Annotated in this window: 19 protein-coding genes; 8 read left to right on the top strand and 11 right to left on the bottom strand. The window is 70.4% G+C overall.

The features are described from left to right. The first annotated feature begins 45 nt into the window (after nucleotides 1–45). Nucleotides 46–2367 carry an FdhF/YdeP family oxidoreductase gene (locus GXP74_RS34155; RefSeq protein ID WP_182455117.1) on the top strand — a complete coding sequence of 774 codons (2322 nt, stop codon included), beginning with the start codon at nucleotides 46–48 and terminating at the stop codon, nucleotides 2365–2367. Here GXP74_RS34155 and GXP74_RS34160 read toward each other — a convergent pair. Then, complete coding sequence (locus GXP74_RS34160) at nucleotides 2361–3821, bottom strand: C40 family peptidase (protein ID WP_225448725.1); 1461 nt, start codon at nucleotides 3819–3821, stop codon at nucleotides 2361–2363. The two genes, GXP74_RS34155 and GXP74_RS34160, sit on opposite strands and share 7 nt — an antisense overlap. A gap of 427 nt (nucleotides 3822–4248) precedes the next feature. Between GXP74_RS34160 and GXP74_RS34165 the strand changes: the two genes are divergently transcribed. Together GXP74_RS34165 and GXP74_RS34170 are read left to right on the top strand one after the other, a co-directional pair. After that, nucleotides 4249–5421 carry an inorganic phosphate transporter gene (locus tag GXP74_RS34165; protein WP_182455119.1) on the top strand — a complete coding sequence of 391 codons (1173 nt, stop codon included), beginning with the start codon at nucleotides 4249–4251 and terminating at the stop codon, nucleotides 5419–5421. Between the two features lie 25 nt (nucleotides 5422–5446). Next, complete coding sequence (locus GXP74_RS34170) at nucleotides 5447–5674, top strand: hypothetical protein (protein WP_182455120.1); 228 nt, start codon at nucleotides 5447–5449, stop codon at nucleotides 5672–5674. Between the two features lie 15 nt (nucleotides 5675–5689). On the opposite strand, the gene GXP74_RS34175 is transcribed toward GXP74_RS34170, so the two are convergent. The 7 genes from GXP74_RS34175 to GXP74_RS34205 form a co-directional block, all read right to left on the bottom strand. Beyond that, on the bottom strand, nucleotides 5690–9142 hold the full coding sequence (locus GXP74_RS34175; protein ID WP_182455121.1) for a M48 family metalloprotease: 3453 nt from the start codon (nucleotides 9140–9142) through the stop codon (nucleotides 5690–5692). 15 nt (nucleotides 9143–9157) lie between these two features. Beyond that, nucleotides 9158–9610 carry a hypothetical protein gene (locus GXP74_RS34180; protein WP_182455122.1) on the bottom strand — a complete coding sequence of 151 codons (453 nt, stop codon included), beginning with the start codon at nucleotides 9608–9610 and terminating at the stop codon, nucleotides 9158–9160. Between the two features lie 113 nt (nucleotides 9611–9723). Beyond that, nucleotides 9724–10092, bottom strand: coding sequence for a hypothetical protein (locus GXP74_RS34185; protein ID WP_225448388.1), 369 nt, complete (start codon nucleotides 10090–10092; stop codon nucleotides 9724–9726). A gap of 5 nt (nucleotides 10093–10097) precedes the next feature. Further along, complete coding sequence (locus GXP74_RS34190) at nucleotides 10098–10643, bottom strand: DUF6232 family protein (RefSeq protein WP_182455124.1); 546 nt, start codon at nucleotides 10641–10643, stop codon at nucleotides 10098–10100. A gap of 334 nt (nucleotides 10644–10977) precedes the next feature. After that, on the bottom strand, nucleotides 10978–11172 hold the full coding sequence (locus tag GXP74_RS34195) for a DUF397 domain-containing protein (protein ID WP_182455125.1): 195 nt from the start codon (nucleotides 11170–11172) through the stop codon (nucleotides 10978–10980). 43 nt (nucleotides 11173–11215) lie between these two features. Continuing rightward, nucleotides 11216–11434 (bottom strand): DUF397 domain-containing protein, encoded by a 219-nt coding sequence (locus GXP74_RS34200; RefSeq protein WP_182455126.1) that lies wholly within the window; start codon nucleotides 11432–11434, stop codon nucleotides 11216–11218. A 3-nt stretch (nucleotides 11435–11437) separates the two neighbouring features. Further along, the gene (locus GXP74_RS34205; protein WP_182455127.1) at nucleotides 11438–12298 is read right to left on the bottom strand and encodes a helix-turn-helix transcriptional regulator; all 861 of its coding nucleotides are present in this window, start codon (nucleotides 12296–12298) and stop codon (nucleotides 11438–11440) included. 206 nt (nucleotides 12299–12504) lie between these two features. On the opposite strand from GXP74_RS34205, the gene GXP74_RS34210 reads away from it, so the two are divergent. Genes GXP74_RS34210 through GXP74_RS34230 form a run of 5 tightly spaced genes read left to right on the top strand, consistent with a single transcriptional unit; the run spans nucleotide 12505 to nucleotide 15625 of the window. Further along, nucleotides 12505–12912: an ATP-binding protein gene (locus GXP74_RS34210; protein WP_182455128.1), complete on the top strand. Its 408-nt coding sequence runs from the start codon at nucleotides 12505–12507 to the stop codon at nucleotides 12910–12912. A gap of 38 nt (nucleotides 12913–12950) precedes the next feature. Beyond that, nucleotides 12951–13145 carry a hypothetical protein gene (locus tag GXP74_RS34215; protein WP_182455129.1) on the top strand — a complete coding sequence of 65 codons (195 nt, stop codon included), beginning with the start codon at nucleotides 12951–12953 and terminating at the stop codon, nucleotides 13143–13145. Continuing rightward, on the top strand, nucleotides 13142–13651 hold the full coding sequence (locus tag GXP74_RS41220) for a hypothetical protein (RefSeq protein WP_225448390.1): 510 nt from the start codon (nucleotides 13142–13144) through the stop codon (nucleotides 13649–13651). The genes GXP74_RS34215 and GXP74_RS41220 overlap by 4 nt, the downstream gene beginning before the upstream one ends. 34 nt (nucleotides 13652–13685) lie before the next feature. Next, a complete protein-coding gene (locus GXP74_RS34225; RefSeq protein WP_182455130.1) occupies nucleotides 13686–15095 on the top strand; it encodes an AAA family ATPase in 1410 nt (469 codons plus the stop codon). Beyond that, on the top strand, nucleotides 15092–15625 hold the full coding sequence (locus GXP74_RS34230; RefSeq protein WP_225448391.1) for an HNH endonuclease: 534 nt from the start codon (nucleotides 15092–15094) through the stop codon (nucleotides 15623–15625). Before GXP74_RS34225 ends, GXP74_RS34230 begins: the two co-directional genes overlap by 4 nt. Before the next feature lie 6 nt (nucleotides 15626–15631). On the opposite strand, the gene GXP74_RS34235 is transcribed toward GXP74_RS34230, so the two are convergent. The 3 genes from GXP74_RS34235 to GXP74_RS34245 form a co-directional block, all read right to left on the bottom strand. Beyond that, complete coding sequence (locus GXP74_RS34235) at nucleotides 15632–17278, bottom strand: MDR family MFS transporter (protein WP_370468497.1); 1647 nt, start codon at nucleotides 17276–17278, stop codon at nucleotides 15632–15634. An 80-nt stretch (nucleotides 17279–17358) separates the two neighbouring features. Further along, nucleotides 17359–18414, bottom strand: coding sequence for a DUF3533 domain-containing protein (locus GXP74_RS34240; RefSeq protein ID WP_182455131.1), 1056 nt, complete (start codon nucleotides 18412–18414; stop codon nucleotides 17359–17361). A gap of 130 nt (nucleotides 18415–18544) precedes the next feature. Next, nucleotides 18545–19744 (bottom strand): ROK family transcriptional regulator, encoded by a 1200-nt coding sequence (locus GXP74_RS34245; protein WP_182455132.1) that lies wholly within the window; start codon nucleotides 19742–19744, stop codon nucleotides 18545–18547. Between the last annotated feature and the right edge of the window lie 82 nt (nucleotides 19745–19826).

The raw sequence follows: 19826 nt of genomic DNA on the forward strand, positions 1-19826 counted from the left end.
GGGCAAGGACGCCCGGCCGCGCGCACGACCGGAGGTGCAGCAGACATGGCCAGGCAGGCTCCAGCGACCGACCCGGCACAGGACGCGCCCGAGGTGACCGCCCCCAAGCACGCGGCGGCGGGCCTCCCGGCGCTCCTGCACACCACCCAGATCGCCACCGCGCAGATGGGCGCGGCCCGCTCGGTGCGCACCCTGCTGAAGCTCAACCAGCCGGACGGCTTCGACTGCCCCGGCTGCGCCTGGCCCGAGCCGGAGCACACGCACACCGCCGAGTTCTGCGAGAACGGCGCGAAGGCGGTCGCCGAGGAGGCCACGCTGCGCCGGGTCGGCCCGGCGTTCTTCGCCGAGCACTCGGTCGCCGACCTGGCCGAGCGCTCCGGCTACTGGCTCGGCCAGCAGGGTCGGCTGACCACCCCGATGCTGCTGGACGAGGGCGCCACCCACTACACCCCGATCGGCTGGGACGCGGCGCTGCAACTGGTCGCGTCCGAGCTGAAGGCGCTGGACACGCCGGACGCCGCCGCCTTCTACACCTCCGGGCGGACCAGCAACGAGGCGGCCTTCACGCTCCAGCTGTTCGCCCGCCAGTTCGGTACCAACAACCTGCCGGACTGCTCCAACATGTGCCACGAGTCCTCCGGCTCGGCGCTGACCGAGACCATCGGCATCGGCAAGGGCAGCGTCCACCTCAAGGACCTCTACCAGGCCGACCTGATCATCGTCGCCGGGCAGAACCCGGGCACCAACCACCCCCGGATGCTGTCGGCGCTGGAGCGGGCCAAGCGCGCCGGGGCGCGCATCGTCAGCGTCAATCCGCTGCCGGAGGCGGGGCTGGAGCGGTTCAAGAACCCGCAGAACGCCCGTGGCCTGGTCGGCGCCGGGACCAAGCTCACCGACCTGTTCCTCCAGGTGCGCCTCGGCGGCGACCTGGCGCTGTTCCGGGCGCTGAACCTGCTGCTGCTGGAGGCCGAGGACAAGGCCCCGGGCACGGTCCTGGACCACGCCTTCATCGAGCAGCACTGCCACGGCTTCGCCGAGTTCGCCGACGACGCCCGGACCACCGACTGGGACGCCGTCGCCGCGGCCACCGGCCTGCCCGAGGAACAGATCCGCGATCTGGCCGGGATGGTCCTGGAGTCGCAGAAGGTCATCGTCTGCTGGGCGATGGGGCTGACCCAGCACAAGCACTCCGTGCCGACCATCCGCGAGGTGGTCAACTTCCTGCTGCTGCGCGGCAATGTGGGCAAGCCCGGCGCGGGGGTGTGCCCGGTGCGCGGGCACAGCAACGTCCAGGGGGACCGGACGATGGGGATCTTCGAACGCCCCAGCGCGGCCTTCCTGGACGCGCTCGGCACCGAGTTCCGCTTCGAGCCGCCGCGCGAGCACGGACTGGACGTGGTGGACACCATCCGCGCCATGCGCGACGGCCGGGTCAGCGTCTTCTTCGCGATGGGCGGCAACTTCGTCGCGGCCACCCCGGACACCCCGGTGACCGAGGACGCGATGCGCAACTGCCGACTCACCGTCCACGTCTCGACCAAGCTCAACCGCTCGCACGTGGTCACCGGCGCCCGGGCGCTGATCCTGCCCACCCTCGGCCGCACCGACCTGGACCGGCGGGCGGGCGGCCCGCAACAGGTCACCGTCGAGGACTCGATGGGCATGGTGCACGCCTCCCGGGGGGCGCTCAAGCCGCCCGCCGCCGACCTGCTCTCCGAGACCGCGATCATCTGCGGCCTGGCCCGGCGCACCCTCGGCCCGAAGAACCCGGTGCCGTGGGAGGACTTCAGCGCGGACTACGGCAACATCCGGGACCGGATCGCCCGGGTCATCCCCGGCTTCGAGGACTTCAACAGCAGGATCCGGCAGCCCGGCGGCTTCGCGCTGCCGCACGGCCCGCGCGACAACCGGTCCTTCCCGACCAGCACCGGCAAGGCCAACTTCAGCGTCAACGCGCTCACCGCGCCGGAGGTCCCGCCGGGTCGGCTGCTGTTGCAGACGCTGCGCTCGCACGACCAGTACAACACCACCATCTACGGCCTGGACGACCGCTACCGGGGCATCAAGGACGGCCGCCGGGTGGTGCTGCTGCACCCCGAGGACGCCGCCGAGCACGGCCTCGCCGAGGGCGGCTACACCGACCTGGTGAGCGAGTGGACGGACGGCGTGGAGCGGCGCGCGCCGCACTTCCGGGTGGTGCTCTACCCGACCACGCGCGGCTGCGCCGCCGCCTACTACCCGGAGACCAACGTGCTGGTGCCGCTCGACAGCACGGCCGACACCAGCAACACCCCGACCTCCAAGTCCGTGGTCATCCGCTTCGAGCCGGACTCCGGCCCGGAGGGGGCCGCCGACTCAGCTCACTGAGCCGGCGACTGCGAGACCGCGGCCGAGGCGGAGGCCGGGTCCGACGCGGAGTCCGAAGCGGAGTCGGAGGCCGAGTCCGAAGCCGAGTCGCTCGGCGACGGCGACGGCGACTGCGAGACCGGGGCGGACGGCGAGACCGGCGCCGACGGCGTGGCCGAGGCCGAACCCGAGGGACCGGCGCTGGGCTTCCCGCTCACCGTGGGCTTCGGCGTCGGCGTCGGCTTCACCGGCGGCTTGACCGGGGGCTTGGTGGCCGGCGGCTTGGTCGCCGGGGGCTGCGGCAGGACCGGCGCGATCGGCTGCGGCAGCGTCGCCGACGGCGGTATCACCGGCGGGGTGTAGGTCCCGAGCGAGGAGTTGCCCGGGTCGGGCCGGACCGCGCCCAGGATCGGGTTCACCGCCATCGGCTCCACGTCCACGAAGGCGCCCGGGTGCGGTGCCTCGACCACCTGGCCGCCGCCGATGTACATGGCGACGTGGCTGGCGTCGGAGAAGTAGATGATCAGGTCGCCCGGGCGCAGCGCGTTCAGCGCCACGTGCGGCAGGTCCGCCCACTGCTCCTCGCTGGTGCGCGGGATGGCCACCCCGGCGCTCAGCCAGGCCTGCGAGGTGAGCCCGGAGCAGTCGAAGCCCGCGCCGTAGGGGCCGATGCCGCCCCACACGTACGGCGCGCCGAGCTGGGCGAAGGCGAAGGCGACGGCCTGCGCTCCGGCCTGGGACGGCTTGGCGTTCTCCTTGCCGAGGATGCCGGAGGCCAGCAGTTGCACCTGCGCGGCGTTGGCGTCCTTCTGCTCCAGCAGCGACAGCTCCTGCTTCTGCGCGCCGGTGAGCGTGGAGACCTGCTTCTCGACCGCGGCCAGCTGCTTGTTGATCGCGGCCCGCGCCACGCCCTCGGCCGCGACCAGCGACGCGGCGTGCTGCTTGGCGATGGCGGCGGCGCCCTCGGCGGCGACCAGGCTCGCCTGGTCGGCCTTGAGCTGCGTCAGGAAGGCGGCCTGCGAGCGGCCGACCATCCCCAGCAGCTCCTGGGTGTGCACCGCCTGCTCCGGGTCGGAGGCCAGCAGCAGCTCACCGAGCTGCGACAGGCTGCCGTTGCGGTACTGGGCGTCGGCGATCTCGGCGGCGAGCGTCATCCCGTCGTTGACCTGGGACTGGCTGTTGGCCACCTCGACCTGGAGGGCGTCGTCGTCGGACTGCGCCTCGACCAGCTGCTCCGAGAGGGCGTCGTACTTCTGGGTCTCGACCTCGGTCTGCTGGTAGTCGGCGTGCAGCTGGTTGAGGACCGGCTGGAGCGCGGCCTCGGCCTGGGTCAGCGTCTGCGCGCTCACCGTGCCACTGGTCGTACCGGTGGTCGTACCGGTGGTCGTACCGGTTGCCGCGAAGGCCGAGGGCGCCGCCGTCAGCGGCAGCGCCACCAGCGCCGCCGCCAGGAGCAGGGTGCCGCAGCGCAGCACTCCGGCCAACCATGGGCGCGCCTGGTCCCCACGTCGCGCCGCACCCGCCCCGCGTATGGCCCGCACCTGCTCCCCCTCTGCCCGACCTGGAGCCCCTGCGCTCCCGGGGCACCGGTACACCGGTGACCGCAGCCGTCCCATGGCTGCCCCCTGGACCGCTGGGTCCGCAGCGATCCTGCCATGGAGGGGTGTCAATGTGGCAGACCGCGTCCGGCATTCTCATGCGTTCTACATGAACGGCCCTGCCAACCGCGTGTGACTCATCTCACCGTTTGGACTCACTCGTTCGGGTCGCCGCCCAGGCCCCGCACCCCTTTCGCCCCGGTTCGCTGGTTTCATCAACTTCGAATAGGGAGCCAGTTCACTTTCCGTTCATCAAGCATGCCTACGGTCGGCACGACGCTTCCGCTGAGACGATTGTTTGGTAATGGAACATATGACGTTCCTGGTGACCGTCGTGATCATCACGGCCCTCGCCTTCGACTTCACCAACGGTTTCCACGACACCGCCAACGCGATGGCCACCTCCATCGCCACCGGCGCCCTGCGACCCAAGGTCGCCGTCGCGATCTCCGGAGTCCTGAACCTGGCCGGTGCCTTCCTCTCGGTGGAGGTCGCCAAGACGATCTCCGGCGGGATCATCCAGGAGAGCTCGGGTGTCCACCCCCAGGTGGTGTTCGCGGCCCTGATCGGCGCGATCCTCTGGAACCTGGTCACCTGGCTGCGCGGCATCCCGTCCAGCTCGTCGCACGCCCTGTACGGCGGCCTGATCGGCGCCACGCTGGTCGCGGTCGGCATGCACGGGGTGGAGTTCTCGGTCGTCGTCACCAAGATCATCATTCCGGCGGTGGCCTCCCCCGTCGTCGCCGGGATCGCGGCCTGGGGCGCGACCAAGGTCGCCTACCGAATCACCCGCAACGGCAACGAGAAGGCCACCGGCAAGGGCTTCAAGGCCGGACAGATCGCCTCGGCCTCGCTCGTCTCGCTGGCGCACGGCACCAACGACGCGCAGAAGACCATGGGGGTGATCACGCTGACCCTGGTCACCGCCGGGGTGATCGCGCCGCACTCGGCCCCGCCGCTGTGGGTCATCATCTCCTCCGGTGTCGCCATCGCGGCCGGCACCTACATCGGCGGCTGGCGGATCATCCGCACCCTCGGCAAGGGCATCACCGACATCGCCGCGCCGCAGGGCTTCGCCGCGCAGACCGCCTCCGCGACCGTCATCCTGACCTCCTCGCACATGGGCTACGGCCTGTCCACCACCCACGTCTGCTCCGGCGGCATCATGGGCGCGGGCAAGGGCGGACCGACCGGGGTGGTCAACTGGTCCACCGCCCGGCGGATGACCTACGCCTGGTGCCTGACCCTGCCGTCCGCCGCCGCGCTCGGCGGGCTGGGCGCGCTGCTGGCCGACCAGGGCACCTGGGGCGTGGTGCTGCTCGGCGCGATCGGCGCGGCCGGCGCGGGCTGGATCTACCTGATCAACCGCCGCCGCCCGATCGACGCGAGCGACGTGGTGAACGTCCCCGAGACGGTCACCCCGATCCCGGTCGCCCCGGCCACCCCCGCCACCCCCACCGACGTCGTCGCGGCCTGAGCGCCCCCACCGACGAGGAGTCCCCATGAAGATCAACTGGTCTGCCCTCGGCAGCACCTTCGGTGTCAGCGTCGGCATCTCGCTCGCCGTCGTCGCCGCCTTCTGCCTCGGCATCTCGGCGCTCTCCCAGCGGGAGACCGCGCTCGCCGACGGCAGCGCCGGGCGCGGCACCGCCGCCCTCGGCGGCGCCGTGGTCTGCTTCGCGCTCTGCGCGGCGGCCGTCGGCTACGGCCTCTACGTCATCGCGGGCTGAGCCCCGCGCCCGCCGCTACCCGCCCGCCTTCAGGGCGTTGAGCTGCACGGTCAACAGCGCCTCCGCCGCCGCGAGGTCGTACCGGCTCGGCGTGTAGACGAACTCCTGGACGAAGACGTCGCCGACGCCGGCGAACAGCGTCGCCTCGTGGTTGCCCGCAAGCGCCACGGCGGACCGCTCGAAGCCCTCGCCCGCCTCGCCCCCGGGGAGGGCGAAGGTGCCGGTGACGGCCGAGTCCCGGAGCCACGCGCTCTCCTGGTTCAGCACCATCCTCGGAGCACCCGTGGCGCTGGAGAACTGGACCAGGAGCATCTGGTAGTTCACCCCCTGCCCGTCCAGCCAGTCGTAGGCGGCGGCCGTCTCGTAGCCGTCGCCGCGCAGCATGGACGTCACCCCGGACCAGTTGCCCGACGACCACTGCGTGTCGACGAAGGCAGTCAGCGAGGGGAAGACCCCGTCGATGGTGCCCGCGTGGGTGTACACCCGCGCGGGATCCGACGGCTGGACGATCGCGGCGTACAGGTCGGGCCCGTTGCCCAGCGGGATCGCGGCCGTACCGGACGACGGCGTGGACGTCGTGGACGGGCCCGGGCTGCCGCTGACGGCCACATGGCCGGCGGTCTCCAGGGCGTCGATCCTCGACGTGACCTCGGTCGCGTCGTCCCGGGCGTCGACCAGCGTCTCCACGCCGATCTGGATGTCCGGCACGGCCTTGGCGGACTGCCCCGCCGAGTACTCGCCGATACCGGTGACGCACAGGCTCGCGCCGGTGCGGCTGTCGTTGATGACGTTCCTCCAGTCCAGCTGCGCCTGCGCGTCCGGGACGCTGAAGTAGAGCGCCGCCTGAGCGGCCATCCCGCTGATCGCCGCGCACTCCGGTCGCAGCTGGGTGAGGGTCTGGGCGAGGCTGAGCTTCTTCGCGACCAGTGCCCCCATGGCCTTGACGTCGCCCTGCAACGTCGTGAGGTAGCCACCGCCGCCGTAGGCGTACCAGTAGGAGACCTGTAGCGCCCGTTCGTCGGCGGGGTCGCCCTGCTGGCTCGGCGTGGCGTTGGCCGTTCGGTAGTCCGCCTGCATCGTGGCCGCGTCCTGGAAGTGCGTCACCAGCGGCCACTGCTGGTAGAGGCCCAGCGCGACGGCTCCGAGCGCGGGGATCCCGGCAGCGGCCACGCCCCAACGCAGCGGCTGCGGCGGCCTCTTCGGCACCCGGTCGGGACGCCGCCGGGCGCGGATGCCGAGCCGGGCGACCGCCGTCGCCACGCCGACCACGAGGAAGCCGGCGAACGCGGCGGCGAGCAGGGAGCCGTCGAGCTGGACGTGGAGATTCCAGCGGACCAGGCCCGGCCGTACCCCGCACCTGCTCTCCAGGGTGTCCAGCCCTTTGACGCAGCCGTCAGTGGAGACCAGCACCGAGACGCCGAGGAATCCCGCCAGCGCGGTGACCTGCGTGGCGATCAGTGTCATCAGCAGCCGGTAGCGGCCGCCGCGCAGCGTCACCGCGATCGCGACCAGCACCACCGGAACCACCTGGGCCGACAACATCAATGCCCCGTAGGTCAGTTCGTAGATGCTGTTCAGCTGCACCGGTGTCGGCCGGGACGCGTGCAGATACCGCTGGACTCCGGCGGCCGCCGCCCAGGAGGCCAGCGTTCCGGCCGCCGCCCAGCCGAGCGGCCGTCGCAGCGACGGCAGCCCGACCGCCGGGCGCAGCGTCCAGGCGAGCAGCGGCGCCAGCCAGAGTCCGGCCATCGCCAGCAGGTCGACCGGCGGCAGCAGCAGCGAGGTGAGGACCGGGTACGTCCAGGTGATCGCGGTGAGGACGTCAGGATGCACGAGTGGTCCGAGGTACCACTGGAAGTCGAGCAATCGTTCGCCACCAGGGCTGATGTAGTACCCGGCGGCGAAGGACTGGCCGTCCTCGGCCCACCAGAAGAACCACCAGGAGAGCAGCAGGACGCCCCCGGCCAGACAGGGCAGCATGGCGGGCAGCAGTCGGGTCCCGTGCCAGCGGGACAGCCAGACGCGGGCGCACTGAGCGGTCCAGCAGCAGAAGGCCACCATGATGACCAGGTTCAGCAGCAGCAGCTCCGGTCGCTCCGGCCAGAGGTTCTCGATGGTTCCCTGCCCGGTGCCGAGGTCGCCCACGATGAAGCCGACGCCGAGGGTGAGCCCGGTGCGCAGCCCCGAGGGCGGGGCGGAGCCGGTCAGTCGCGCGTGGGCGGTCGCCCGCCAGAGCGCGATCGACACCACCGAGGCCACCAGGGTCGCGGCGAGGATCGACGCGCCCTGCGTGGCCCACTGTGTGGTCAGCCATCCACCGCCCTGGCTGTAGACCTGGATGACGTACTGGAACTCGGTGTAGATGAGCGCCGCGGCCACGCCACTGAGGAAGACCGGAAGCGCTTGGGCCACGAAGAGCCGCCGGTCGTCCCCGATCATCTCGTGCCGCTTCTTCCAGCTCGGATGACTGCTCCACACCTCCGCGAACTCGGCCGCCTTCCGCCGAAGGAAGGTGTCGCTGCCGCTTTCGCCCGCCCACTCCCAGAGCTTGGGGTCGGCTCCGTCCCGCACCGCACCCAGGTCCGCGTAGAACTCGCGGTTCCGCACGACGTCCACCCGCGCGAGATAGCCCAGGATCAGCAGGCCGATCGCGATGAAGACGTCACGCTCGATGATCGGGCTGAGAATCATGAAATGCGAGAACGGGGATCCGAAGACCAGCAGGATGCCGCACCAGGCCAGGTACGGGATGAGCGTCAGGAAGAGGAAAGCGCGCCAGACCGCGATCGTGGCGTTGGCGGCGGTGATGTCCCCGTAGCGGATGTGGGCGATCTCGTGCAGCACGACCCGGTCGAGATGGCGCCCGCGTTCCCCCTCCGGGTCACTGGAACAGCTGATCAGCAGCCTGCGCTGGAGGCAGAGCACCGGGGAGCGGGTACTGCCGAACACCGCCGCGTCACCGGGCAACAGATCGTCGAAGACCACCCTGGTCCGCTTGTGGCGTTCGCTGGGCAGGCCCGCGCCGCTGAGGAGTTGCCTGACCCGCGCCACGACCGGGGCGTCCTCGTACAGCTCCAGATCGGTCACCCGTCCGGCCCGGGTCTTCCACCTGCGGCTGGCGAAGAACAGCGCCCCGGCCCCCGCCAGCACGACGACCGGCCAGCCGAACGTCAGCCACCAGTCCGGCGGCGGGGCGTAGTGCTGCTCGCAGGCGGTGTAGGCGTACCACTGCGTCTCCCGGGCCAGCAGCACCGCCTGGTCGGAGACGTGGTCCAGGTCGACCCCGGCGGCGAGATAGCAGCCGGTCACCCGGTTCTCGGTCATCGGGAGCATGAAATCCAGAGCCATCCGGACGCTCGCCGCGACCGCCACGACCACCAACAGCACGAAACGCTGGGTCGTACCGGCCGGCATCGACCCGTACGTCGGACGATCCTCGGCGGAGCCCTGCGACCGGTCCGTTGTCATCTGGTGGCTCGCCCCCTATTCGGAACCCCGGCCCTCTACTTCCGGTGTGTGCGTCGCCAACTCCTGAATGACCCGGTCGGCCACCGCAGCGGAACGCCCGGTGCTGATCCTGGACGCGACCATCGCGTCATAGATACGGGTACGCACGAGCTTGAGCTGTTCCGCGCTGAGCGGAGGAATGCGCGCCGGTTCCCTCCTGCGTCGAAGCAGCCTGCCCAGCAGCCTCCGCAGGCCGGATTCCGCGTCGCCGCCCGCGCGGGTGACGAACTCGCTTGCGAACTGGTCAAGCACGAACCACACCACCCCCGAGGTCAGGGCGGTCATGCCGGTCTGACCGAACCCGATGGGCTCCGTGCGCCGACGCCGCCCGCGAATGCGTCGCAGGGCGGCGCCGTCGTCCAGGGGCGTCAGCTCCCGGAGGAAGGTCAACTCCTCCGGGGCCTCCCCCTCGGCCACCTTGAGCACCACGGAACGCACCGTCGTCCCAGCAGTCACCACCACGACTCCCCCCGTGCAGCGCCGACGTGTTCTGACAGATCGTCAGCAAGCTTGAGGCGATGGTACAACCGCCCTCGCCACGATCAGGGGCGAATGAGGTTCATGAGTTCGGTCGCGACGTTCAGCACCGGGAGCGCGGTGTCGCCGATGTCCCGGGCCAGGCCGCTCAACACCCGCAGGGTGTCACGCCAGCGATGACGTTCCACCGTGGCGGGCTGGTTCAGCACCGGAAGCGTCTCGGCCAGGCTCTGCCGGTCCTCCGCGTCGATCCCCGCCTGATGCGACAACTCACGCACCAGAAGCGCTAGTTGAGCGAACATCGCGGAGACCTCGGGTCGCATTCCGGTGTCGTCCGCGCCGCCGTGGTTGTGCTGGACCCCGATGTGGCCGTCGCCGCCGTTGATGTTGACCTGGTCGCCGAAGTGGAAGGTCGGGCCGTTGCCCGTGTTCATGCCGCTCACTTCGAGATCCCCGTGTTTCCCTGGCCGCCGTAGATGTTGACGTCGTCGCCGAAGCGGAACTGTCGCATGTCCACCAACTGGTGGTTGTGGACGATCGTGTGGAACTCCTGCTCCGGGTGCTCGATCGCGTACGTGATCTTCGACGCCAGCTCGACCTGGGAGCGTTGGTCCTGCCAGGCCATCAGCGCGGTGGGCGGCCCCGCCGTGTCGATCGTCAACGCGAAGAGCGGCTTCTTGGACAGCACCGGCCACGTGTCGACCAGGAAGTAGACGACCACGGCCACCACGGCCAGGGCGACGATCAACCCACCGCCGGCCGAATGCTGACCACCACCACCGCCGTCGTCGCCGCTGGAGTTCAGGCCGGTGGATATGTAGCTGAGCGAGTAGATGCCGATCGCCGCCAGGATCACGATCCCGGTGAACTTCAGGAAACGGCGGATCGCGGCGGCGTACCTGGGCACGATCTGGGTGGGGCAGACCCGGACGATCGTCGCCAGCGGGTAGGCCGCAGCTCCGATCCAGAGAATGCGCTTGCTCACGAGCACCTGGAGCCCACGGCCGATGGGCGCATGGCTGGGCATCGGCGGTACCGGCGCGGTCGCGGTCGGCGGCGCCTGGCCTGGTGCGGGCAGGTCAGGGCCATCATCCTGACTCGCATGGGACGACTGGGACGGCTGCATACTGATTCCCCCGAAAGATGCCGCTCGCCAATCCGATCCTGAGCGATGCGGCGCACGACTGGCACGGTGCGCGAATCGCTCGCGCGACGACTATTAACCAGCAGTACGCCCACAGGCGCAAGTCCCTTATCGCAGACAGACTTGGAGGCCCCCGCCGACCAGGCAGGAGCCCCCTCAGTAGCATCCGGAACGGCTACGCCTCGAACTCCCCCGCGTGAACCCCCGCCACGAACGCCGACCACTCCTGTGCGCTGAACCGTAGTGCGGGCCCGTCCGCGTTCTTGCTGTCCCGCACGGCCAGGCCGCCCTCGGGCAGCGAGGCCACCTCGACGCAGTCTCCGTTGTTCCCCGAGAACGAGGACTTCGTCCACTCGATGTTGGGCTTCATCAGCTACACCATCTCCTTGAGCGCAGACATGGAAGCAGAGCTGCTACAGCTCGAACTCCCCGGCGTGAACCCCCGCCACGAACGCGGCCCACTCCTGCGACGTGAAGCACAGGGCAGGCCCGTCCGCGTTCTTGCTGTCACGGACAGCACGACCACCATCAACGAGGGCGGCTATTTCGACGCAGTTCCCATTGGCTCCGGAGAACGAGGACTTCGTCCACGCCAGCCCCGAAGCCGAGGCGGATTCAATGTAGTGCTTCATCGGCTATGCCATTTCTTTGAGAGCGCGCCTGATCAGGTCACGGGACTTGCTGACGTTTTCCGCCGCCATGTTGAGTCGGCGGAACAGCGTCGTGTAGGTCTCCACGTCGGCTGTCTCCTCGTAGTACTGGGTACTCGTGGGCGACTCGGCGTAGATGATGTCGGTCTCGCCCGCCGTCGGGAAGCTCATGATGACGAAGGGGCCGAAGAGACAGGCGTTCATCGGGTCTTCGCGGGGCAGCACCTGTAGCTCGATGTTCCGCCGCCGACTGTCGCTGATCAGCGACTCCAACTGCGCGTTCATCACTTCGTTGCCGCCGACACGGTGGTACAGCGCGCTTTCGGCGATGATCGCCCAGAACTGGATGGGCTGCTCTCGCGTGAGCAGATTGCGGCGTTCCTGTCGCACGTCGATCCGGGCTTCCACGGCCTCAGGCGTGGCATCCGGGATCTGGAGCTCCACCAACGCCCTTGTGTACTCGGGTGTTTGCAGCAGACCGGGCACGATGTTGGTCTCAACGTTGTACAGCTCAGCCGCGTCCCACTCGACCGCCACGTAAGCGGCGTAGGCCGAGTCAACCGCGCTGGCGTACCGCGACCACCAGCCCTTCTTCTTCGAGTCGCGGGCCAGGAGTTCGATCTCACTCCGCGTGTCCGGGTCGGTGACGCCGTAGGCGTCGAGCAGGGCTCGGAGATCCAGGAGCCTGACGCCCGACTGGGCGTTCTCGATGCGGCCGATCTTCGACTCCGCCGAGCCCAGTACTTCGGACACCTCGGCGTGGGTCAGCCCAGCAGCGGTTCGCAACTCTCGAAGCTGCCTCGCCAGTCGCCTCTGACGGATCGTCGGACTGCTGTTGATAGGCATTCAGCGCTCGCTTCTCCCATGGGCTTGCAGGTCAAGTGTGCCGCTCGCCGACAGTAACGGCAACCAGCACAGGGGCATCCGAAGTGAGGACTTGACACTGTAGGGATGCCAAGGTGCACACTACTCACTGTAGCGACTCATCATCAGTTTCTGATGTTCGTCACAGTTGCTGTCATAGCTGCTCAACCCAGGTCAAGGGGCCCAGCATGCGCATCTATCCCCCAGAAGAATTCCGGTATCGGCGATTTCGTCCCGCCGTCAAGGTCGCTCGTGCTACGGCTCGCGACGTTGCTCACCGGTGGGGCCTGGACGACCTGGCCGACGATCTGGCCTCGGCCATCGGCGAGTTGGTCGCCAACGCTGTCATACACGGTCAAGCGGCCAGGGGCAGCCACGTCGCGGTCACCTACCGCCCGATCAGACACGGGTTACGTGTCGAGGTGCGTGACTGGGCGACGGGCACCCCTCAGATCCACGAACTCGCCGATGCAGAACGGGACTTCGCCGAGAGCGGGCGCGGGCTGGCGATGGTGGACGCACTGAGCCACCGCTGGGGCGTGATCCCACGCGTGATCGGCAAGAGCGTGTGGTGCGAGCTCAAGCGGCGTCGCTGACGGCCACGCAATTCACCCAAAGGGAGAAGGTAACTCACATGTGCGACAACCAAGTTGAAGAGAAAACCAGCGACCCCGGGTTCCCGCTGCCCGACCCGGCCGCCGTCCCCGGTTGCTCCTCCTGCGCCGGCCACGTGGAGTCGATCCGTGGCGCGCGGCGCGGGGGCAACCAGAGTGCGACCACCGACCAGCGTGTGCTGATGCGTCGTCATATCGACCTGGAGCACCGGTGAGAGGGCAGTTACCGCGCACGGAGTCCAGTCCGCGCGCCCGCTACGCGGCGGCCGTCCGCCAGGCCTGCGCGGACGGCGACCTCCCGCTGGTCCGCCGCCTGTTCGCGCAGGCGTCCGCCGAAGTCTTCACCCTGCGTGGGCTGTTGACCCGCGAGGACGAGATCGAACTGGGTCGGCGGCTGACGCCCAGGTACCAGGCCGGGGCCAGCCTGTTGCTGCTGGCAGCCGAGATCGGCCGGTCCACCCAGTACACGGCGAAGGTGCTCCGACTGGCCGGGGTGACCATCCGGCCCGCGTACCGGCCGGTGATAACCGTCTACCCGGTGGACCTGGACGAGCTGCGCCGCCGCTACGAGGCCGGAGCCTCGGTCTCCGGCCTCGCCCGGCGCATCCACTACTGCCGCGAGTCCACCCGCAAGTACCTGCTCCGCGCCGGAACGGAACTCCGCCCGAGACCGGCCCGGACCCCGCTGCCCTCGGCGGGGGACGTGGTAGACAGTGGGTGACCGGTCGGCACGTCGGAGCCATGTGGATGGAACCATGTACATCGCGAAGGTGAAAATCTCCAACATCCTCGGCTTCAATGGCAGCCGGAACGTCGACCTGGACTTCGCCCGGCCGAACGGCAAGTACGCCGGGTGGACCGTCCTGGCGGGTCGAAACGGTTCCGGGAAGACCTCGTTGCTGCGCTGCCTCGCCCTGGCGTCCGCAGGCGCGGAGATCGCGCCCCGCATCGCTCCCTCGTACATCACCTGGGGCGCGGATCCGTCCAGCGGCGGTCGGGTCTCGGCCGACTTCTACCTCGATGCGCATGACCTCAAAGCCATCTACGGGGACCCCGGCCAGCTGAAACCCGGGATCAACTGGCACCGGTCGATGCGGCTGCCCGCCCGGACCGGCGTCGATGCCGGGGCCCGCGTTCGGCTCAACTCGGAGTGGCACGACCGTGCGCCGAGCCACATCCGGTCCCTGCACGGTGAGGCCCCGTCACCGGACGGCCCGTCCGAAAGCCGCGTTGTCCCCCCTTCGGGCACCTGGTTCGCTGCGGGGTACGGCCCGTTCCGGCGCCTCTCGCCGGACAGCACCGACCCCTTCACGACGCGCCTCGACGAGGGCGATCCCCGGCGGGTACTCGAAAACGCCGACCGGTTCGCCACCTTGTTCAGCGAGGACGCCGCGCTGAACGGCGGGCTCTCCTGGCTGGTCGGGCTGCATCTGCGGCAGCTCGAAGGCAGCAAGGCCTCCGGGCGGCTGCTGGCCGGGGTCCTCGACCTGCTGTCGGACGGCCTCCTTCCCGACGGCCACGAGGCCCTGCGGGTGAACTCCCAGGGGCTGTGGATCCGGCACGGCCGGAAGTCGTTCCCGATCCGCTCGATGAGCGACGGCTACCGCGCGGTGATCGCGCTCGTGCTCGACCTCGTCCGGAACCTGGACGAGTTCTACGGCGGGGTGCGGGTCAGCCGGGCCGGGAACCGCCTGACCGTGCGGCGTCCCGGCGTCGTCCTGATCGACGAGATCGACGCCCACCTGCACGTCAGTTGGCAGCAGCGGATCGGCGGCTGGCTCACCCGGCACTTCCCCGACATCCAGTTCATCGTCTCCACCCACAGCCCCTACGTCTGCCAGGCAGCCGACCCAGGCGGGCTGATTCGGCTGCCCGGCCCGAACGAGCAGTCCGGCCCGCAGGTCGTCAGCGAGGCCCAGCGGCGCCGGATCGTCTACGGCAGCGGCGACGACGCGGCCATGTCGGAGCTGTTCGGGCTGGACACTCCGTATTCCGAGCGGGCCGAGGAACTACGGCGCGAACTCGTGCAGTTGGAGCGGAAGGTGCTCCGTGGGCAGGCCTCGAAAGAGGAGCGGTCGCGCTACACCGAACTCAGCGCGACTCTCTCCAGCTCCCCGAGCGCCCGCATCGATGAGGTCGCCGCACGGCTCGGCAGTGGGCGGTGATCCCGATCCAGCGCTCCGCGCTCGACGCCCGTACGCAGCGCGGGCTCGAACGTAAGTCCGAAGAGTTGCGGGTCAAGGGGGCGGCCACGCCCGAGGCCCGACAGGCCTGGAAATCCGCCCGCACGATCCGCAGGGGCCTGGCTCCGGTGTTGTCCGGCATGGCCCCCGGACTCAGCCGCTGCATGTACTGCGGCGACAGCGAAGGCACCGACATCGACCACTTCCGCCCCATCGCCAGTGACCCCCTGGGCACGTTCCGCTGGACGAACCACCTGCTCGCCTGCTCGCACTGCAACAGCAACATGAAGCGCGACCGGTATCCACGCGACTCCAGCGGAGCCTGCCTACTGGTCGACCCCTGCGTGGACGACCCGCACGAGCACCTGGAACTGACCTTCGCCACCGGCGGCTACACGCCGCTCACCGCCAAGGGGGTTCTCTACGCCATGGTGCGAACGAAGGACTCACCTGGGGCAGCGGTGATGTTCGGGAGCAGGGTGGTGTCCGCGCTCCAGGCCCTCCACTGGTAGCCGCGCTCAGGCGGCCTGCGGCTCCAGTTCCGACTCCGGCTCGGACGGCTCGGACGTGGTCACCCGCTCCACCCCGGAGCGCTCGCTCAGCGGGGTCTCCCGGATCAGCCACACCGACACCATCGCGATCAGCGCGAACGGTGCGCAGACCAGGAACACCTCGCCGATGCCGTGCCCGAAGGCACTCTCGACCAGCGGCCTGACCTGGGTGGGGATCAGTGACAGGTCCGGGATGGAGGAGCCGCCCAGGCCGGCCGCCGCCGAGGCGGGCTGGTGCGCCGCCGCCAGCCCCTGGCCGACGTAGTGGGTGACCTGGTGGGTGAGCAGCGCGCCCAGCGCGGAGACGCCGATCGCGCCGCCCATCGTCCGGAAGAAGGTGACCAGCGAGCTGGAAGCGCCCAACTCCTTTGCCGGGACCGTGTTCTGCACCGCCAGCACCAGGTTCTGCATCACCGTGCCGATGCCCACCCCGGTCAGCACCATGGCGACCGCGATCAGCCCGTAGGAGGTGTCCCGGCGCAGCGTGCCGAGCATGGCCAGGCCGACGGTCAGCGAGGCGCTGCCGAGCACCAGGTAGATCTTCCACTTGCCGGTGCGGGTGATCAGCCGTCCGACGAAGGTGGAGGCCAGGGCCAGGCCGATGACCATGGGGATGGTGGCCACCCCGGCCATGATCGGCGACTCGTCCCGGGAGAGCTGGAAGAACTGGCTGAGGAAGGTGGTGGTGCCGTACATCCCGACACCGACCATGACCGAGGCGACCAGCGCCAGCACCACGGTCCGGTAGCGGAACAGGCTGATCGGGATCACCGGGTTCTCCGCCCGCTGTTCGACCCGGACCGCGAGCAGGCCCAGCAGCAGGCTGCCGAGCACCATGGCCACGGTCTGCCAGGACTCCCAGGCGAAGGACTGCCCGGCGATGGTCACCCAGACCAGCAGCAGGCTGACGCTGGCGGCGATCAGGGTGGCGCCCAGGTAGTCGATCTTCACCTGCCGCCGGACCGTCGGCAGGTGCAGCGTCTTCTGCAGGATCACGATGGCGATCAGCGCCAGCGGCACGCAGATGTAGAAGCACCAGCGCCAGCCGAGCCAGGAGGTGTCCACGATGGTGCCGCCGATCAGCGGTCCGCTGACGGTGGCCAGGGCGAAGGCCATGCCCAGGTAGCCGCTGTAGCGGCCGCGCTGGCGCGGGGAGATCATCGCGGCCATGCAGACCTGGGCCAGTGCCGACATCCCGCCGACACCGATGCCCTGGACCACGCGGCAGGCGATCAGCTCGGCCGGGGTCTGCGAGAGCCCGGCGAGGGCCGAGGCGACGATGTAGATCACCAGCGATATCTGCACCAGCAGCTTCTTGCTGAACAGGTCGGCCAGCTTGCCCCAGAGCGGGGTGGTCGCGGTGATCGACAGCAGCGCCCCGGCGATGATCCAGGTGTAGGCGGACTCGCCGCCGTGCAGGTCGCTCAGGATCCGGGGCAGCGCGTTGGTGACGATGGTGGACGAGAGCATGGCCGTGAACAGACCGAGGATCAGGCCGGACAGGGCCTCCATGATCTCCCGGTGGCTCATCGACCCGGCCGGGGCGGCCGGTTCGGCCGCCTGTCGGCCCGCCGCGTGTCGGCCGCCGCTCCTGCTGGGCGTGCGTATCGCCATGGATGTGCCCCTTCCTGCCCGCCGGGGCAAATCGTTGGTACTAGCAACTATAAATTGATTAGTTGCGTGATGCAACTTAGCTACACCAGCGGCATCCGCGTCGCGTCCTCGCGACCCGGCCGCAGCTTGGTGACCACCAGCGAGACGACCGTCCCGACCACCGCCCAGACGACCAGCACCAGCAGCGGCCCGGTGATCTGCGTCCCGTTGAAGTAGGCGATCGAACGGGTCACCGTGGTCGCCGCGCCGTTCGGCAGCCAGGGGCCGATCGCCCGCCAGAACGGCGGGATCATCGGCGGCGGGAACACCCCGCCCGCGCTCGGGTTGCCGAGCACCACGAACAGCAGCACCGCCAGGCCGATGCCGACGATGCCGAACAGGCATTCCAGCGCCATGGTGAACACCCCCACCGCGAACACCAGCAGCGCGCCCACGCCCCACAGTCCGAGGATGCTGCCCGGCAGCGCGTTCAGGATCGGGCCGATGATCACCGCGCCGCCGATCCCGGCCGCCACCGAGTACAGCGCCAGTACGCCCAGCCGGATCAGCGCCCGGGCGAAGTTCGCCGGGCGCGCCCCGGCGCTGATGCCCAGGATCGAGGCGACCAGGTAGCCGCCGACGCACCAGCCGACCACCAGGTAGAAGGAGGACAGGCCGTCGGCGTCGCCCGAGGCCAGCGGCACCAGGTCCTCGGTCGCCAGGGTGCGGCCCTGCTTCGCCTCGACGGCGGTGAGCACCTGCTGGATCGCGGTGGCCAGCACCGGCCCCCGGGCGTTGGCCACCAGCAGCGTGTCCTGGGAACCGCCCGGACGCACGATCAGCGCCGAGTAGACCTTCTGGTCCAGCACCTGCTTGCGCGCCGCCGCCTCGTCGGTCGCCGTCCGGGCGTCCAGCGGCTGCTTGGGCAGCGCGTTCAGCTCCGCCACCAGCCGGTCGGCGGCCGACGCCGGGGCCGCCACCGCGATCGACGCCTTGTGCGGATACGGGTGGTGCAGCCCGCCCACGTAGGACACGATGAAACCGAACTGGAGCAGCAGCACCCCGATGACCAGCAGCGCCGCCCGCCCGGTCACCGCATCCCGGAGCTCTCCGGCGAATCCCCGATCGCGGCGCGCGCCGCTCAGCCCACTCGACATACCTGACGTTCCGTCCGCTCGCGCCGGATATTACAAATCAGACAATTCGTAACATCTGCGGAATCGTTCGACGTCGATCCACGCCGGGGAGCACCCGAGCAGCTGGGGACCGGGGCTCCGGGCCGAACCGCTACGGGCCGAGCAGCGCGGGGGCGCCCGGGTCCTCCAGGATCCGGCGGATGGTCACCAGCGCCGCGCCCAGCAGCGGCCCGCGCCGTCCCAGCGCCGAGACCGACAGCGCCTCGTCCGACCAGGGCCGGACCCGGACCCGGGCCGCCAGCTCCCGCCGCATCCCCGGCAGCAGCCAGTCACCGAGCTCCGCGTAGGCGCCGCCGAGGACCACCGCCGCCGGGTCCACCAGGTTGACGGCCCCGGCCAGGGCGGTGCCCAGGGCCGTCCCGGCCTGCTCCAGCGCCGCCAGTACCCGGGGCTCACCGGCGGCGGCGTGCCGTGCCAGCGCCGCGATCCGGTCCGCCGGGGGCAGGTCGAGCCCGGCGGCGGCCAGCACCGCCCGCTCGCCCGCGTACTGCTCCAGGCAGCCGTGCGACCCGCAGGCGCAGGCGGGCCCGTCGGGGTGCACCGGGACGTGTCCGAGCTCCCCGGCGAAGCCGCGCGCCCCCCGGAACAGCCGCCCGCCGACCAGCAGCGCCGCGCCGATGCCGGCCTCCGCCGAGACGTGGACGACGTCCAGCGCGCCGCCGCGCCACAGCTCGGCCAGCGCGCCGAGGTTGGCCTCGTTCTGCACCCCCAGCGGCAGCCCGAGCAGCGTCCCCGGCAGCCGCAGTTCGCTCCAGCCCAGGTTGGGGGCGCGCACGACGGTGTTCGCGCCGTCGTCCACCAGGCCGGGGACGGCCAGGGTCGCGCCGACCGGGCGCAGTCCGGACCGCCGCGCCTCGGCGACCACGCCCTCGGCCAGCCCGGTCAGCTCGGCCAGTACCGCCGCCGCCGGGCGCTCGCGGTTGTCGACCGCGATCCGCGCCTGCGCCCTGACCTCGCCGCTGAGGTCGACCACGCAGGCCGCCAGCTGCCCGACGCCGACTTCGAGGCCGAGCCCGGCCGGGCCGGTCGGGCTGAGCGACAGCGCGTTGCCGGGCCGTCCGACCCGCCCGCTCGGGGCCGGGCCGAGCTCGACCACCAGGCCGTCCCGCATCAGCTCCACCACCAGGCTGGAGACGGCGGCCCGGGTGAGCCCGGTGACGGCGGCGGCGTCGGCCCGCGACAGCGGGGCGCGCGCGGCGACCGCGCCCAGCACCAGCGCCAGGTTCTGCCGACGCATGCCCTGCTGCGAGGCCGGACCGCGCTCGTCGGGGTGGCGGTCAACACTCGGCATGGGGCCCCCGGGGCACGGTCGTCGGCATCAGCGTGACGGACTGGTCAGGACTGGCTGGTCAGGACTGGCTGGTCAGGACTGG

The sequence above is a fragment of the Streptacidiphilus sp. P02-A3a genome (genome assembly GCF_014084105.1).
Lineage (GTDB): Bacteria > Actinomycetota > Actinomycetes > Streptomycetales > Streptomycetaceae > Streptacidiphilus.

What these genes read in the sequence shown, in the direction of transcription:
- GXP74_RS34225 (WP_182455130.1), top strand. Translation starts at nt 13,686, where the DNA reads ATGTACATCGCGAAGGTGAAAATCTCCAACATCCTCGGCTTCAATGGC.
- GXP74_RS34195 (WP_182455125.1), bottom strand. Translation starts at nt 11,172, where the DNA reads ATGAAGCCCAACATCGAGTGGACGAAGTCCTCGTTCTCGGGGAACAAC.
- GXP74_RS34245 (WP_182455132.1), bottom strand. Translation starts at nt 19,744, where the DNA reads ATGCCGAGTGTTGACCGCCACCCCGACGAGCGCGGTCCGGCCTCGCAG.
- GXP74_RS34165 (WP_182455119.1), top strand. Translation starts at nt 4,249, where the DNA reads ATGGAACATATGACGTTCCTGGTGACCGTCGTGATCATCACGGCCCTC.
- GXP74_RS34200 (WP_182455126.1), bottom strand. Translation starts at nt 11,434, where the DNA reads ATGAAGCACTACATTGAATCCGCCTCGGCTTCGGGGCTGGCGTGGACG.
- GXP74_RS34175 (WP_182455121.1), bottom strand. Translation starts at nt 9,142, where the DNA reads ATGACAACGGACCGGTCGCAGGGCTCCGCCGAGGATCGTCCGACGTAC.
- GXP74_RS34155 (WP_182455117.1), top strand. Translation starts at nt 46, where the DNA reads ATGGCCAGGCAGGCTCCAGCGACCGACCCGGCACAGGACGCGCCCGAG.
- GXP74_RS34215 (WP_182455129.1), top strand. Translation starts at nt 12,951, where the DNA reads ATGTGCGACAACCAAGTTGAAGAGAAAACCAGCGACCCCGGGTTCCCG.
- GXP74_RS34235 (WP_370468497.1), bottom strand. Translation starts at nt 17,278, where the DNA reads ATGGCGATACGCACGCCCAGCAGGAGCGGCGGCCGACACGCGGCGGGC.
- GXP74_RS34170 (WP_182455120.1), top strand. Translation starts at nt 5,447, where the DNA reads ATGAAGATCAACTGGTCTGCCCTCGGCAGCACCTTCGGTGTCAGCGTC.
- GXP74_RS34210 (WP_182455128.1), top strand. Translation starts at nt 12,505, where the DNA reads ATGCGCATCTATCCCCCAGAAGAATTCCGGTATCGGCGATTTCGTCCC.
- GXP74_RS34205 (WP_182455127.1), bottom strand. Translation starts at nt 12,298, where the DNA reads ATGCCTATCAACAGCAGTCCGACGATCCGTCAGAGGCGACTGGCGAGG.
- GXP74_RS34185 (WP_225448388.1), bottom strand. Translation starts at nt 10,092, where the DNA reads ATGAACACGGGCAACGGCCCGACCTTCCACTTCGGCGACCAGGTCAAC.
- GXP74_RS34240 (WP_182455131.1), bottom strand. Translation starts at nt 18,414, where the DNA reads ATGTCGAGTGGGCTGAGCGGCGCGCGCCGCGATCGGGGATTCGCCGGA.